Source organism: Desulfoluna spongiiphila (assembly GCF_900101345.1).
Lineage (GTDB): Bacteria > Desulfobacterota > Desulfobacteria > Desulfobacterales > Desulfolunaceae > Desulfoluna > Desulfoluna spongiiphila.
The window spans coordinates 414,267-430,551 of sequence record NZ_FMUX01000001.1; the positions used below are offsets into that span (position 1 = coordinate 414,267).

Here is a 16,285-nt window from a genome sequence, read left to right on the forward strand (position 1 = left end):
TCCATGCCAAACAGAATCAGACGGGTCTTTGTTGAAAAGAAACTTAATTTCAAGGTCGAGGCGGACCACCTGCTCTCGGACCTCACCCACAACCTGAACATCGACGGGGTCTCCGATGTGCGCATCATCAACTGCTACGAGTGCACGGGCTTTGACGACGCCACCTTTGAGCTGGCCAAGGCCAATGTCTTCAGCGAGCCCAACATCGATGAGGTGTATGAGGCCCCCTCCCGATTCACGAAGTCCGATTTTGTCTTCAGGATGGGCCTGCTCCCCGGCCAGTTTGACCAGCGGGCGGATTCTGCCATGCAGTGCGTGCAGCTCTTAACCGCAGGAGAACGTCCCCTGATCCGGGCATCCAGGGTCATTGCCGTCAACGGCACCATCTCCGAGGCGGACAAGGCAAAGATAAAAACCCACATGATCAACGTGGTGGAATCCTGCGAGCTGGGCCTTGAGCTGCCCGAGACCATTGAGATGGACGCGGTGGTTCCCGAAGACGTTATGGTCTTTGAGGGCTTCACGGACTTCACCGAAGCCGAGCTTGCCGCCTTTAAAGACGCCGAAGGCTTTGCCATGAGCATGGGGGACATCCTCTCCTGCCAGGCGTACTTCAAGGGCACCGAAAAGCGGAACCCCACCATCACCGAGATGAAGGCCATCGACACCTACTGGTCGGATCACTGCCGTCACACCACCTTCATGACCGAGATCGAAGAAGTCAAGATCCGGGAAGGCAAGTATGCCGACGAGATCCAGAAAGCCTACGACCTCTACCGGGCAGACCGGGTCGCCTGCGGCGCCAAAAAACCCGAATGCCTCATGGACCTGGCCTGTATCGCGGCAAAATCCCTTAAAAACGACGGCTACCTCAAAGACATCGACGTCAGCGAGGAGATCAACGCCTGCAGCATCAACGTGGATGTGGACGTGGACGGGTCCGAGGAAAAAGTCCCCTACCTCGTGATGTTCAAGAACGAGACCCACAACCACCCCACGGAGATCGAGCCCTTTGGCGGGGCCGCCACCTGCCTGGGCGGCGCCATCCGGGACCCCCTCTCCGGCCGCTCCTATGTGTACCAGGCCATGCGCATCACCGGGGCCGCAGACCCCCGCACACCCTTTGAAGAGACCCTCCCCGGCAAACTTCCCCAGCGCACCATCAGCAAGCGGGCCGCCCACGGCTACAGCTCCTACGGCAACCAGATCGGCGTCACCACCGGCTTTGTCAAAGAGTATTACAACGACCGGTTCGTGGCCAAACGCATGGAGGTGGGGGCCGTCATCGCCGCCACCCCCAAGGACCAAGTCATCCGCGAGGTACCGGAACCCGGGGACATCGTGATCCTTGTGGGCGGCAGAACAGGCCGCGACGGCTGCGGCGGGGCCACCGGCTCCAGCAAGGAGCACACCGAAGAGTCCCTGGCCACCTGCGGGGCCGAGGTCCAGAAGGGCAACGCCCCGGAGGAGCGAAAAATCCAGCGTCTCTTCAGGAACGAGGCCGTCTCCAAGATGATCATCCGTTGCAACGACTTCGGCGCCGGCGGCGTCTCCGTTGCCGTCGGGGAACTTGCCGACAGCATCGACATCTACCTGGACCGTGTCCCCAAAAAATACGACGGCCTGGACGGCACCGAGCTTGCCATTTCCGAATCCCAGGAGCGCATGGCCGTTGTGGTCCGGCGTGAAAACGCCGAAGAGTTTATCCGCCTGGCAGGGGACGAGAACCTTGAAGCCACGGCCATCGCCGACATCACCGACACCGGCCGCCTGCGCATCCAGTGGCGGGGCAACTGGATCATCGACGTCTCCCGAGCCTTTCTGGACACCAACGGCGTCAGCCAGTCCACGAAGATCGAGGTGGAGTCTCCTGTTGCAGAGGCCTGCGTCTTTGATAAAAAAGAAGACGCCGACCTTGCCGAGGCCTGGTTCAACACCCTGTCGGACCTGAACGTCGCCAGCCAGAAGGGCCTGGTGGAGCTCTTCGACAGCACCATCGGGGCGGGCTCGGCCCTCATGCCCCACGGAGGAAAGACCTACCGCACCCCCACCGAGGGCATGGCCGCCAAGATCCCCGTGGAGCACGGCGACACCAGCACCGGCACCCTCATGGCCCACGGCTACAACCCCGAGATGGCCATCTGGTCTCCCTTCCACGGCGGCCTCTACGCCGTGGTGGAGAGCGTGGCCAAGGTCGTTGCCATGGGCGGCGACTACCGGGACATCTACCTCTCCCTCCAGGAGTACTTTGAAAAACTGCGAGGGGAAGCAGTTCGCTGGGGCAAGCCCTTTGCCGCCCTGTTGGGCGCCTACCGCGCCCAGAAAGAGTTCAAGATCGGCGCCATCGGCGGCAAGGACTCCATGAGCGGCTCCTTTAAAGATTTGGACGTTCCCCCCTCCCTTATCTCCTTTGCCGTGGCGGCCACGGACTTAAACCGCCTCATCACCCCCGAGTTCAAGCGGGAAGGCTCCCGCGTCGTGATGATCCGGGCCAACCGGAACGACGCCGACATCATCGATTTTGACGACCTCAAGGAAAAATACGACCGCATCACCCGGCTCATGGCCGAGGGCCACATCATCAGCGCCCACACCGTCAGCAAGGGTGGCGCCATGGCGGCCATCTCCAAGATGTGCTTCGGCAACACCCTGGGCATGGACGTCAACCCGGAAATCACCAAAGAGATCCTCACCGACGAAGCCATCGGATCCCTGATCCTTGAGGTCAGCTCCGAAAAAGAGCTTGCAGAACTTTTCACATCAGCCTATGTCGATCTTGGGATGGTCACGGACGACGCGACCATCACCCACGGCGAGATGACCCTCGCCCTGTCCGATCTCATCACCGCGTGGGAAGCACCCTTGAACGACATCTTCGAAATCAAAGAAGACCACCACGGTCCCATCGAAACCTTAAGCCACACGGCCAAAACCATCCATGTGGCAAGCACCCGGGTTGCACGCCCCAAGGTGATCATCCCCGCCTTTCCCGGCACCAACTGCGAGCTCGACACCCAGCGCGCCTTTGAACGCGCCGGGGCCGACGCCGAGGTGGTGGTCTTCAAAAACCTCACTGCCGCCTGGGTGGAAGAGTCCATCGCCACCCTGGCGGGCAAAATCAAAGGGGCCCAGATCATCGCCCTGCCCGGCGGGTTCTCCGCAGGGGACGAGCCCGAAGGATCCGGCAAGTTCATTGCCTCCATCTTCAAAAACGAACAGATCAAGGACGCTGTCCACGGCCTCTTAAACGACCGGGACGGCCTCATGCTCGGCATCTGCAACGGCTTCCAGGCCCTTGTGAAACTGGGCCTCCTGCCCTTCGGAGAGATCCGCACCCTCTCCGAGACAGCCCCCACCCTCACCTACAACAAGATCGGCCGCCACGTGGCCCGCTACGCCAAGACGCGCGTCGCCTCCAACCTCTCGCCCTGGCTTGCCGGCACCGAGGTGGGCGAGGTGTTCGAGTCCCCCCTCTCCCACGGCGAAGGGCGCTTCTTTGCAAACGAGGAGGTCCTTGAAGGACTCATCAAGGCGGGACAGATCGCCACCCAGTACGTGGACGAAGACGGAAACGCCACCTACGACGGCAGCTTCAACCCCAACGGGTCCATCTACGCCATCGAGGGCATCACCAGCGCCGACGGTCGTATCCTGGGCAAAATGGGACACAGTGAACGCATCGGAAACCATGTGGCCGGAAACATTTACGGCAAAACAGATATGAAGATTTTTGAGTCTGGGGTAAGGTACTTCCAGTAAACAGGCATGATTAAAGGATTCACAATGAATTGCGACAAGTTTAAAGACGAATGCGGTGTCCTGGGTATCTTCTCCAAGACAAGCCGAAACCTTTCACGCCGGGTCGCCTTCGGACTCATCTCCCTTCAGCACCGGGGCCAGGAGAGCGCAGGCATTGCCGCTTACGACGAAGGCAAGGTCCGCCACTACAAGGAGATGGGCCTGGTCCAGGACGTCTTCAACAACGACATCCTGGAAAGCCTCAAGGGCACCATCAGCGTGGGACACGTGCGGTACTCCACCACGGGAGAGTCCCACGTCTCCAACGCCCAGCCCCTGGTCATCAACTACCGGGGGGGCAGCATCGCCCTCACCCACAACGGCAACCTGGTGAACGCCGACAAGATCCGGGACGAACTGGAGCTCTCCGGCTCCATCTTCCAGACCTCCATCGACACCGAGGTGATTGCCAACCTCATCGCCAAGAACTACTCCCTGGGGTTTAAGGAGTCCATCCTCAAGACCGTGCAGCAGATCAAAGGGGCCTTTGCCCTGGTCATCGTCTGCGAGGGCAAACTCATCGGCGTGCGGGACCCCAACGGCCTGCGCCCCTTATGCATCGGCAAGCTCCCCGACGGCGGCCTGGTCCTCTCCTCCGAGAGCTGCGCCCTGGACGTGGTAGGCGCCGAGCTCGTGCGGGACGTGAAAAACGGCGAGATGGTCATCATCGATGAAAACGGCATCGAATCCATCACCTACGACGACAGCAAGCGCGTTGCCCACTGCATCTTCGAATACGTCTACTTTGCCCGTCCCGACAGCATCATCGACGGGGTCAGCGTCTCCAGCTCCCGTCGCTGCGCAGGAAAGACCCTGGCCAAGGAGCACCCCGTGGACGCCGATATCGTCATCGCGGTTCCCGACTCCGGCATCGACGCCGCCATCGGCTTCGGGCAGGAGTCCGGCATCCCCTACGGCATCGGCCTGATCAAAAACAAATACATCGGCCGTACCTTTATCCAGCCCGATCAGGAATCCCGTGAGCTGGCCGTCCGCCTCAAGCTCAACGTCCTGAAAGAGAACATCAAGGGCAAACGGGTCGTGGTGGTGGATGACTCCATCGTCCGTGGCACCACCAGTCGCAAGATCGTGGACGCCCTGAAAAACGCAGGCGCCACCGAAGTCCACATGCGGGTGAGCTCCGCCTCGGTAAAATACCCCTGCTTCTTCGGCATCGACACCCCCAACCGCAAACAGCTCGTTGGCTCCTCCAAAAGCGACGAAGAGGTACGCGAACTCATCGGCGCTGACTCCCTGGGCTACATCAGCGTAAAAGGCCTCCTGGAGTCTGTGGGCAAAACCAACTGCGACATGTGTACCGCCTGCTTCGACGGAGACTACCCCATGGACGTCCCCGAAGAAGTCGACAAAAACATGTTCGAATAGCCGGGGGTTCGCAAATGCTCCTGGCCTCGTTCCTCGGCCGTCGCATTTGCTTACGGGCTGCGCCCGTGGGAGAGCTGATGGCATCATGCAGGTTGCGGTAAATCGTCACCACGACGTTCACAACCGGCCTTCGCCAAAGGCTACGCTCCCGTTGGACGTCGCGAAAAAAATTGAACCACAAAAGCCGTTTTCACGGGCGCAGCCCGTCAGCGAATGTAACTGGCCTGAGGAACGAAGGCCTGGAACATTCGCAATATGGGGTCCAGGGGATCATCCCCTGGCCGCCGGAGGCTTATTTTTAATAAAAATTTATCCTGAATGAGGATTAAAGATATGAGTGAGAAGACGAAACTGACGTACGCCGACGCCGGCGTGGACATCGAAGAGGGCGCTGCCGCCGTTGAGAAGATGAAAGCCTATGTGCAGGAGACCTTCACCAAGGGGGTGTTAGGTGGCCTGGGCGGATTCGGCGGGCTGTTTGAGCTGGATCTGGAAGGGTACAAAAAGCCGGTATTGGTCTCCGGTACCGACGGGGTGGGCACCAAGCTGAAGATCGCTTTCCTGACGGACGTCCATGATTCTGCCGGCATCGACCTGGTGGCCATGTGCGTCAACGACATCCTGGTCCAGGGGGCAAAGCCCCTCTTCTTCCTCGACTACATCGCAACGGGCCGCATCAGCTCCGACAAGGTGGCCGACATCGTGAAAGGCATCGCCGAGGGCTGCAAGCAGTCCGGTGCCTCCCTCATCGGCGGAGAGACCGCTGAAATGCCCGGATTCTACACCGATGACGAGTACGACATCGCGGGCTTTACCGTGGGCATCGTGGAAAAAGAGAAAATCATCGACGGCAGCAAGATCAAGGACGGAGACGTCCTCATCGGCCTGCCCTCCACGGGCATCCACTCCAACGGCTACTCGCTGGTGCGAAAGCTCTTCTTCGACGTCTTGGAGATGAAGGTAAGCGACCACGTGGACGAGCTGGGCATGACCCTGGGCGAGGCCCTTCTGGCCCCCACCAAGATCTACGTCAAAGAGATCCTTGAGATCCTTGCCAACCACCCGGTCAACGGCATGGTCCACGTCACCGGCGGCGGCTTTACCGAAAACATCCCCCGGGTCCTCCCCGAGGGCTTAGGCGCCGACATCACCATGGGCAGCTGGGAGATGAACCCCCTTTTCCCCCTCATCCAGGAAAAAGGCAACATTGATGAGGCCGAGATGTTCAAGACCTTTAACATGGGCATCGGCTTTATCCTCGCCGTTTCCCCCTCAGAGGCCGACGCCATGATGGCGACCATCGAAACCATGGGCGAAAAAGCCTACAAAATCGGAACCGTCACACAAGGGGAAGGCATCCGGTACATCAAATAAAGCCTGCCACCGGCGGCGAGGTGAGCCACCTCGAAAGCATATTGCAAAAGCGCCTTGTCCCTCGTTCCTCGGGGCAAGGCGCTTTTGCATTTGAGCTTAGGGATTAAGCCCGGGCGTAAGGACCACCGAGACCCGTAGGGTGCATTCCATGCACCAAAACCCACGCCCCCGAATTCCCACAAACCGTTAGAACATGACAACCTTTTATCCCATCGAACATGGTGCTCAGAGTGCACCCTACAGGGTAATACGGCTGCCACGGCTGGGGTCCCCACATGCGGCGCAGAAGCGGCCCCTGTGTCTTTCGCAACATGAAGACCGCCCCTACATCGCCTCCCCCGCGGCCTGCCCCGAAGCCCAGGCCCAGTGGAGATTGAACCCGCCGAGCTGGCCGGTGACGTCCAAGACCTCACCGGTAAGATAAAGCCCCGGGGTAAGTCGGCTCTCCATGGTTTTGGAGGAGACATCCGCGGTGTCCACGCCCCCTGCGGTGGCTTCGGCTTTGCGCATGCCTTCGGTGCCTGCGGGGGTGACGGTGTAGGTGTGGACAAGGCGGGTGAGGAGGTCATGGTCTTTGCGGGTAAGCTGGGCAATCTGTTTCGTTGCCAGCTTAGGCGGCAACAGGGCGATGACCAGGCGTTCGGGAAGAACACGGGCAAGGACGGTACGTACCTGGGGTTTGCCCCCGGCCCGGTAAAAAAGGGCATCGAGGGGGGTCTCCGGCAGGAAATCCATGGCAAGGGCCATGCCCTTTTCCCATCGGCAGGAGGCCTGGAGTACCACGGGTCCGCTCACACCTTTGTGGGTGAAAAGAAGGTTTTCGGTAAAACGTGCCCCGCCGACGGTGATGGCAACGGGCAGGGCGATGCCGGTGAGGCCCCGCAGCGGCCAGTCGCTGGGGAGGGTAAAGGGGACCAGGGCCGGACGGGCCGGGATGATGGTGTGTCCGAACTGCTTGGCGATGTGATGCCCCGTATCCGTTGCACCGGCCTGGGGCCAGGCCGGTCCGCCCAGGGCGATGAGGCAGGAGGTGGCCGTCACCTCCCCACGGCCCAGGGTCACGTGGAAATGGTCCTTTTTCTTAACGGCCCTGATCTCTTCACCCAGGCGCAGGGTCACCCGCGCCCTTCGGCATTCGGACTCCAGGGCAGAGACAACATCCGCCGCAGACTCCCTGCAGAACAACTGCCCGTGCTCCCGCTCTTCCCAGGGGATGTCGTGGCGTTCAAGGAAGGCCACCAGGTCCCAGGGGGTCAACCGGGCCAGGGCGGATTTCACGAAGTGGGGGTTTGCGCAGACAAAATCCCCGGGGGTCAGCCGAAGGTTCGTAAAGTTGCACTTGCCGCCCCCTGCGATGAGCACCTTTCGGCCCGCCCTCTTTCCGTGATCGATCACACAGACCGATTTCCCGCGACCTGCCGCGGTCATGGCGGCCCAGAGCCCCGAGGCCCCGGCACCTAAAATAACGATATCATACTGTGGCATGGGAGCTGTCCCCTCAATAGCATTGAAAAAACGCCGGAATCAAAAGGTGTTGCAAGGCAGCCAACGTGAGAGGAATTGAAAGACTGGATCAAGCCGGGTCCACTGTTCACCTCCTGTGAGCCGGCCGTCGGTCCGGGCGTTCGGTTATAGTGACTTGGAAGGGGAACATCAAGGGAGAAATGCAGATGGGCATAAGTTAACCGTTTCTTTACTATACCATACCGTTTCGAATCATGCAGAGCTCCGGCACCGCCACAGGCCCATATTTTTTCAAGCCATGCCAGTCCGCGCCGTTTCAAGCGATGGGCGGCCATCACCCCGGGAGACCGGGAGACCGGCTGGCAGATTTTTCTTCATAATCCGCTGTGTTTTGGTATCATTGGGCAAGCTGTTTCCCGGGGTGGAAACAATCACACCCCAAGGCCCCCAAAACGCGTTGTTGCGCACCAGCGCCAAAGCGACCCGCAGCCAGCCTTTTCTTACGTTGATCTTCCTGCGGCCCTTACCTGCTTCGCGCGCCTGCCCTCGCAACGGATAAACTCAACCACAATGAAAGAACACTCGCCATGAAACACTACGCTGTCGGTTTCGATATCGGTACGGATTCTGTGCATTCGGTTGTTCTGACACCCCGGTTCGAGGTGGTCCACGCCCCGGATGCCCTGATGCACTTCGGCAACCCCGCAGACGCCCTCAAAGAGGCCTATGATGAGATCATTGCGCGCTACGGCCGTGAAAACATCGCCACCACAGCCTTTACGGGAAGCGGCGGGGAGTACTTTGCCGAGGCATTGAACGTCCCCTTCTTTTACGACACCCTCACCATCCCCGCAGGCGTGGGGATCATTGCGCCGTCGGCCGATCACATCTTCCACATTGGGGCCAAAGACCCCTACTACTTCAAGCGGGAGACCCTGGCAGGCGGAAACGGGTCACGGGCTTTTGTGCCGGATCATGCCACGGGCACCAAGTGCGGCGGGGGAAGCGGGATCCTCATGGCCAAGCAGTGCCGCCGGTTTTTTGAAGGCGAGGTGCCCGTCTCCCTTAGCGAGGACCGAAAAACCAACCGGGGACGCCTTCAGGACCAGCTGGAGACGATCTTCGGCAAAGCCGAAGCCTCCCTGGAGCAAGCCACCCGGGAGATCGACGTGGGCGGAAGGTGCGGGGTGGTCATCCAGTCCGACATGATCCACCTCCAGAACCGGGGGGAAGAGATCCCCAATATCCTCCAGGGCCTTTGCGACCGCATCGTCAAAAATTACCGGTCCGACGTGCTGAAAACACGGGCCTTTGCCGGAACCGAGCGGGCCGTGGTCACCGGGGGCATCTTCGGCAACCGGCACCTGGTGAACGTCCTTGCCGAAACGTTAAACCTCACCATCGACGTGCCCGAGCTGTTTCGCAGCGCAGGGGCCATCGGGGCGGTGGTCTGCGCCGGACCTGTTTCCGCCACCTTCCGCAGCGACGCCCTGGTCGCCCTATCCCAGGCGGAAAAGGGCACCGTCAAGACGGCCCCGGCCCTTTCCACGGCCCTTGGCAGGGTACGCATATACGATGAACCCGCCCGCGTCACAAAAATCCAGGACCTGTCGGTGTATGACACGGACGGCCCCTCCCACCGGGAGGTGATCCTGGGCATTGACGGCGGCTCCACCACCACCAAGGCCATCGTGGCCGATGCTTCGAACCTTTCCATCGTGGCCGAGATCTGCCTCAACACCAACGGGCGGCCCCTTCACGCCGCCAAGGAGGTGTTCCGCCAGATACGCTCTGCCCTGGGCGATGCCCTCTCCATTCAGGCGGTGGCCTACACGGGCTCCTCCGGCGCTTTCTACCACAAGCTCTTCACCGACACGGGAAAAAGCCCGTCGGCCCTTTCCATGGACATCGTCAAAGACGAAATCACCTGCCATGCCTTCGGGGTCAAACATTTCAACGAAAAGGTGGACACGATCTTCGAACTCGGGGGCCAGGATGCCAAGTTCACCCTCTTCAATGATGACGGCACCGTCAAAAAGTCCCGCATGAACCTGAGCTGCATGGCCGGAACCGGGCAGACCATGCAGAACATGGTGGAGATGATCGGCCTGGATATCGGCACCAGCTTTCACGAATATGCCTTAAGGGCAGCCCGGACTCCCATAGTGGACGACACCTGCGGTGTCTTCACCGAAGCGGGCATCGCCCGGCTTGTGGCCCTGGGGTTTCCCAAAGAGGAGATCGCTGCGGCCATCGCCTACGGATTCATGGGAGGGTACGTCAACAAGTTCATCGGCAACGAGCCCTTCGGGGACTTTGCCTCGGCCCAGGGGGGCCCCTTCAAGGGCACAGCCTGCCTTGCGGCCCTTGCCCTGCATACAGGCATGGAGGTCCACGCCTTTCCCCACCGGCAGCTCTTCGGGGCCCTGGGCGCCGCCATCGCCGCCCGTCAGGCCATGGAAACGTGCCGCAAACAGGGGCAACCCGTTGAATGCAGATTCAGGGGCCTTGGCCTTGCCGACACGGAATTCACCACCTCAGAGGAACGCTGCAGCCGCCTGGTGGCCGACTCCTGCTCCGTTAAGGACTGCAAGCTGCAGGTCTACACCATCGGCGACGATCTGGTCCTCTCCGGCGGGGCCTGCCCCAAGGGGAACACAGACTCGGGAACAGCCAAGGCACCGGATTATGTGGCACGGTACAAACGGATGATGAACCGCCACCTGGAGCGCTTTACCCAGGCCCTTGACTCCCCGTCGGACAAAGAGCGGGTCCTGATTCCCCGGAGCCTCACCTTCCTCAATGAAAAAGGGATCTTTTACGCGGCCCTTTATCACCACCTCGGCTTTGAAGTGGCCCTCTCCCCGGAATCCGACGACCGGATCACCAACCTGGGGATCCACTACTCCCACTCCGAGACCTGCTTTCCCGTAAAGCTTGCCCACGGCCACACCGCCTTTCTCAAAGAGCACCTCAGAAAAGGAAAGGACAAGGTCCTGCTCGTCAACGCCATCGGGGCCCTGTGGGAAAAAAACCGATTCTGCCCGTACGTGGCCGGAGACGGGTTCCTGGCCAAGGATGCCGTGGGCATCGGCAACGACGATGTGCTGCTTCCCGTCCTCCACTTCGACGACCCGGCCCACCCCATCGAAAAGGCGGTGTGGGAGGACCTCTCCCGTGTGTTCGGACCCCGTTTCTCCCTGGGCCGGGTGTTTGAGGCCGTGGAAAGCGCCCGGAAAGCTGAAGCCGAATGCCTGTCGGAGATTTACAGCCGGGGAGAAAAAATCATCGCAGGGCTCACGGCCAAGGGGGAGAAGATCTTCATGGGCATCGGCCGGGGGTACACCCTGCTGGACAACAAAGCCGGCTCACGGATCCACGAACTCTTTGCCTCCCACGGCCTCCATTTTGTTCCGGCCTTTTTCACGAGGCCGCCGGAGTTTGATATCAACGACATTGCCGAAAACATGTACTGGGTCCAGGGCAAAGCCATCATCCGATACACCCTTGAAACCGCCCTTGGGCCCAACCTCTACCCCGTGCGGGCCACCAACTTCAACTGCGGTACCGACTCCATCCTCCTCTACCACGAAGAGGCCATCATCAATAAAGCCGGCAAGCCCCACCTGATCCTGCAGACCGACGGCCACTCCAGCAACGCCCAGTTCGGCACGCGGACCCTGGCCAACAACGAGGTGGTCAAAACCCACCAACCCAAGTCCGTTCGCCTGGCCGACTTCCGGCGAAAAATACGCCCGGTGGTCCTTAAAGACAAACGCATCGGCATCCCTTACATGGGGGACAACTCCCATGTCCTGGCCGCTTCCTTCCAAAGCCTGGGGTTCACCGCAGAGGTGATGCCCACCCAGACCGGCAGGGCCCAGGAGATCGCACGCAAGATGGTGGGCACCAACACCTGCATGCCCTTTGCCTACCAGGTGGGAGACTGCCTGGCCTGGCTCTACAGTCTCATGGACCGGGGCATCAACCCCAACACCAACGCCGTGGTCTTCCAGCCCATGGCCCAGGGCCCCTGCCGGTTCGGGCAGTACCACGTGATCTTAAAGCAGCTCTTTCGGGAAAACGGCCTCGGAAACGTGGATATCCTGAGCCCGGACGCGGAAAAGGACTACACCAATGTGCCCGTCTCCGACTTCGGGATCCTGAGGCAGGCTGCCGGGCTCTTCAAGGGAACCGCCTGCCTGGATATCCTGGGCAACGCCCTTTTGCGGACCCGGCCCTACGAAAAGAAAAAGGGAGCCGCCCAGACCCTCTACGACGACCTGACAACGGAACTTTACGCCATGGTGGCCCGACGGGCCGGCTCAAAAGAGTTCGTCGCATTTATGACCCGGGCTAACAATGACTTTCAGGCCATCCTCGACCCGGGCATCGAGAGAAAACCCGTGGTGGTGATCAACGGAGAAATTTTTGTACGGCTCCACCGCAACGCAAACCAGGAGTCCATCCTGCTGCTGGAAAAATACGGGCTGGAGGTGATGCTCTCTCCCCTGGGCCAGTGGATGGGGTACACCAACAAAACCGCCATCGAGGAGTTTAAAAAGGCGTACAGCTGGAAACGGATGGTCCTGTCCATGATCAAACAAAGCTACATGCAGAGCCGTGGAAAAAAACTCACAGCCCCCTTTCAGGACTTTCTCAAAGGCAGGGAAAGCCACGACTCCGAGCACCTCCTCAGCCAGATCCAGAAGGACCTGGTGTACGACCGGCACATCCAGGGGGAATCCCCCATCTCCATCGGTGAGGCCTATCTCTTCACCAAAGGACACATGCCCCGCATCAGCGGGATCTACCATGTGGGCCCCTTCGGGTGCATGCAGGAGACAGCGGCCACCTCCCAGATCCAGTCCATCACCCAGAAACACAGGATGAGTGCGGGCTCGGCACATGAACGGATTGTGCCCTTTATGGATGCTGTCTTCGGGGACTCGGAGCTGCCCAACCTGGAAGCGGAGATCGCAGCCTTTGCCCAGAAATGCTACCTGAAGCAGGAGATGCAGGGAAGTCAGGTGATAGGTGATAGGTGATAGGTGATAGGTGATAGGTGATAGGTGATAGGAAAAATGTGTTATGATTGGCCTGATTGGAAGGGAAATATTAACTCAAAGAAAAAAAAAGATAGAGGCATCGGGCCCCTGGCCGTATACTGATGCATCACTGTAATAAAGAGAGGAATCCCAGATGAAATGCATACGCGTCCTGGCTGCCATGGCCCTCATTGTCCTTCTCGCTCCCACTGCCCCCAGCGCCCATGCCGCCTCAAAGGGCCAGACCGTCTACGTGCCGGTGTACTCGCACATCTACAGCGGAAACATGGGAAAACCCTTTGACCTTGCGGTGACCTTGAGCCTCCGCAACACCGACCCCCACAGCCCCGTCACCATCAACCGTGTGGATTACTACGGCTCCGACGGCAAGCTCCTCAGGCGTCATGTCACCAAACCCCTTACCATCGCCCCCCTGGCCGCCACCCGCTTTATCCTCAAGGAGTCCGACAAGACCGGAGGCTCCGGGGCCAGCTTCATCGTCTCCTGGGAGGCAAACAGCCCGATCTCACCAGCCCTCATCGAGACCATCATGATCAGCACCCGGGCCCAGCAGGGCATCTCCTTTACCTCAAGGGCCCAGGTCATCCGAGAAAAATAACCCGGGCTCGCGAATGCTCCACCCCTCGTGCCTCGGGGTGTCGCATTCGCTTACGGGCTGCGCCCGTGGTTAACGACAAGGGTGCTCAAGTGCCTTCATTCAGCACGATGACATCTTCGTGGTAAAGAAACATAAAAACCGTTGAATCTACTTTGTCGTTGAGCGGAAGAACTCCGGCGGTAAGCTTTTTTGCTCGTTACTCCCCGGAGGCATTCAGATAAAAAACACTTCTGCTAAGGGTTCAAACACAAATAAATGTACCAAAAATGCCGCTGCGCTTTAGCCCGAGGGACGAGGGTTAATGCGCAGCGGCAAAGAGCTTTCAAGGTGGCTCACCTTGCCGCCGGAGGCATCGCTTTTGTATGTTTTATTTTTGTCCCGGCCCTAAAGTGCCGACACCGTCCCCTCACCCTTACAAACCTTGTGACACTACCCATCCAGCCGCCAGCTTTGGTGGCGGGCGTAGCCCGCAGCGAACGTCCTTGCGATTTGCCCTGAGGAACGAAGGGCGAAGCGCAAGGGCAATCCGCTTTTGAGGTGGCTCACCTCGCCGCCGGAGGCTGCTTTTAGCTTTGCCTCTGAGCCCTTTCCACACCTAAGGATTCCACCCCAGCCCCACCCGTTTGGCCGTGATGCGTTTGTCCAGGCGTTCGGCGGCCTCTTCCGGGTCCTTTTCAATGATAAACCGCGCACCCACCAGGTCTTCCAGGCCTTCGGTGGCGAGGTGGGTCACGGTGTCGGAGCCCAGGATGTTGGGGGGATGGCCCAGGTGGGTCTCGATACCCGAGGCCACGGCGTAGAGGCCGATGGCAGCGGCTTTCTCCGAGTACCACTCCGGGGAAGAGGCGGCCACGGGAAGGTCTGAAATATCCACGCCGCAGGTTTCGGCAAGGAGGGCGCAGAGCTGGAGGATACGGGCGTTGTCCACGCAGCTGCCCATATGGAGCACCGGCGGGATGCCCAGGGCTCCGCACACCTCCTTGAGCCCGGGCCCGGCCATCTCGGCCCCCTCGGGCATGAGGAGCCCGGCCTTGCCCGCAGCGGTGGTGACGCAGCCCGTCACCAGCACGAGGATATCCTTTTTTAAAAGGGCCTTTGCCAGGCCGACGTTCATGGAATCCTGGGTAAACTTGGGGTTGTTGCAGCCCACGATGCCCACCACGCCTCGGATGGCGCCCCGCTTCATGGCGTCGATAAGGGGATCGGGGGTACCGCCCACGGCCGCAAGGATCGCCTCGTTGGAAAACCCGGTCATGATGGGGACCGGCTCATGGGGAATCTCAACACGAGAAGCATCCCGCTCGGCAAAGGCGTCCACGGCCAGGGCCACAATCTCCCGGGCTTTTTCCATGGCGTTTTCCGGGTGGATGTCAAAATGGGTGGCCCCGGTGAAACGTGCCTTGCCCGAGGTGGTGATGAACCGGGTGTGGTAACAGCCGGAGATCTGGACCATGCTGGGCATGATGCACTGATAATCCACCACCACGGCCTCCACGGCACCGGTGACGATGGAGAGCTCGGTCATGAGATGGTTCCCTGCCATGGGGATCCCCTGGCGCATCAACAGCTCATTGCCCGTGCAGCACAGGCCCCCGACGTTGATCCCGGACGCGCCGACGTCCTTGGCCCGGGCCACGAGCTCCGGCATGCGTGCCGCCGCCAGGATCATCTCCGAGACCACCGGGTTGTGCCCGTGGACAAGGATGTTGACCTGGTCCTTTTTGAGCACCCCCAGGTTGGCCGTGGACTCAGACGGCGTGGGCGTGCCGAAGATGATATCCGAGAGCTCCGTACCGATCATGGAACCGGCCCAACCGTCGGCAAGGGCTGTACGCGCGGCGTGGATCAGGGTACTCGGGGCGTCGTTGTCGCAGCCCATGTGGGTGCGGTGCATCATCTCGGCGATCTCGCGGTCCACGCCCCGGGGGGTCATGCCGAGCTGTTTCCAGGTCTCGCGACGGCTTTCAGGCGCCCGCTTTAAAAACGCCACCTCCGCCTTCCGGCTCCCGAAATCCCCGAACAGCACCTCGGCAAGGTCCCCGGCGATATCCATCTCCGAGCGCCCCTCGCTCTTGATGCCCAGCTCTTCTGCAATGCGCACGAGCTTGGCCTTGTCACGGATTCCGTAATCCGGGCACTCGCCCTCGGCCACCCCGGCCAGGACCTCAATGAGGTCCCGGCCATGGTCGGAGTGACCCGCAGCTCCGCCGGCGATAAACCGGCCGAAGTTGCGGGCCACCACCACATCTGCGTCGGCCCCGCACACGCCCCGCTGCATCTTGCCGCCCTTTTTCGGGCTGATGCGGCAGGGCCCCATGGTGCAGTTCCGACACGTGGTGCCGAGCTCACAAAACCTGCAGTGGGGGGTCTGCTCTTCCAGGCGGTCCCACACCGTCTCAATGCCCTCTGCCTGGGCCTTTCTAATCATTGCCCGGGCGTCTTCCCACATCGAAAGCTCTTCTATCTTCCGTTTTTCCCTTGCCATGCCGACCTCCATGTTTCCAGTGCCGATATCTCCCCGAACCCCTTCCGGCAAGAGTGCCGACACCACACCGTTATGCGCACAGCGTACCTTGTACGGGGGCCTTTTTCTGTC

The 16,285-nt window shown here is 60.4% G+C and carries 7 protein-coding genes; 5 read left to right on the forward strand and 2 right to left on the reverse strand.

The window, feature by feature from the left end:
• Positions 1-3: 3 nt before the first annotated feature.
• From BLQ12_RS01780 to purM, 3 genes are all read left to right on the forward strand, one after another.
• Positions 4-3,759: a phosphoribosylformylglycinamidine synthase gene (locus tag BLQ12_RS01780; RefSeq protein WP_092207663.1), complete on the forward strand. Its 3,756-nt coding sequence runs from the start codon at positions 4-6 to the stop codon at positions 3,757-3,759.
• Between the two features lie 24 nt (positions 3,760-3,783).
• A complete protein-coding gene (purF, locus tag BLQ12_RS01785) occupies positions 3,784-5,184 on the forward strand; it encodes an amidophosphoribosyltransferase (RefSeq protein ID WP_226860012.1) in 1,401 nt (466 codons plus the stop codon).
• A 333-nt stretch (positions 5,185-5,517) separates the two neighbouring features.
• Entirely contained in the window at positions 5,518-6,558 is a 1,041-nt protein-coding gene (gene purM, locus BLQ12_RS01790) for a phosphoribosylformylglycinamidine cyclo-ligase (RefSeq protein ID WP_092207665.1), read from the forward strand.
• Between the two features lie 324 nt (positions 6,559-6,882).
• Here purM and BLQ12_RS01795 read toward each other — a convergent pair whose 3' ends face one another.
• Positions 6,883-8,043, reverse strand: a complete 1,161-nt coding sequence (locus BLQ12_RS01795) for a BaiN/RdsA family NAD(P)/FAD-dependent oxidoreductase (protein WP_092207666.1) — start codon at positions 8,041-8,043, stop codon at positions 6,883-6,885.
• A 566-nt stretch (positions 8,044-8,609) separates the two neighbouring features.
• Here BLQ12_RS01795 and BLQ12_RS01800 point away from each other — a divergent pair.
• Both BLQ12_RS01800 and BLQ12_RS01805 read left to right on the forward strand, forming a co-directional pair.
• A complete protein-coding gene (locus BLQ12_RS01800) occupies positions 8,610-13,070 on the forward strand; it encodes a BadF/BadG/BcrA/BcrD ATPase family protein (RefSeq protein ID WP_092207667.1) in 4,461 nt (1,486 codons plus the stop codon).
• Positions 13,071-13,224: 154 nt separating this feature from the next.
• A complete protein-coding gene (locus BLQ12_RS01805; RefSeq protein WP_217640214.1) occupies positions 13,225-13,689 on the forward strand; it encodes a DUF3124 domain-containing protein in 465 nt (154 codons plus the stop codon).
• A gap of 595 nt (positions 13,690-14,284) precedes the next feature.
• Here BLQ12_RS01805 and cooS read toward each other — a convergent pair.
• Positions 14,285-16,174: an anaerobic carbon-monoxide dehydrogenase catalytic subunit gene (cooS, locus tag BLQ12_RS01810; RefSeq protein ID WP_092208143.1), complete on the reverse strand. Its 1,890-nt coding sequence runs from the start codon at positions 16,172-16,174 to the stop codon at positions 14,285-14,287.
• Positions 16,175-16,285 lie beyond the last annotated feature (111 nt).

Coding starts and splice junctions, on each gene's coding strand:
- BLQ12_RS01795 (WP_092207666.1), bottom strand. CDS start 8,043: ATGCCACAGTATGATATCGTTATTTTAGGTGCCGGGGCCTCGGGGCTC.
- purF (WP_226860012.1), top strand. CDS start 3,784: ATGAATTGCGACAAGTTTAAAGACGAATGCGGTGTCCTGGGTATCTTC.
- BLQ12_RS01780 (WP_092207663.1), top strand. CDS start 4: ATGCCAAACAGAATCAGACGGGTCTTTGTTGAAAAGAAACTTAATTTC.
- cooS (WP_092208143.1), bottom strand. CDS start 16,174: ATGGCAAGGGAAAAACGGAAGATAGAAGAGCTTTCGATGTGGGAAGAC.
- purM (WP_092207665.1), top strand. CDS start 5,518: ATGAGTGAGAAGACGAAACTGACGTACGCCGACGCCGGCGTGGACATC.
- BLQ12_RS01805 (WP_217640214.1), top strand. CDS start 13,225: ATGAAATGCATACGCGTCCTGGCTGCCATGGCCCTCATTGTCCTTCTC.
- BLQ12_RS01800 (WP_092207667.1), top strand. CDS start 8,610: ATGAAACACTACGCTGTCGGTTTCGATATCGGTACGGATTCTGTGCAT.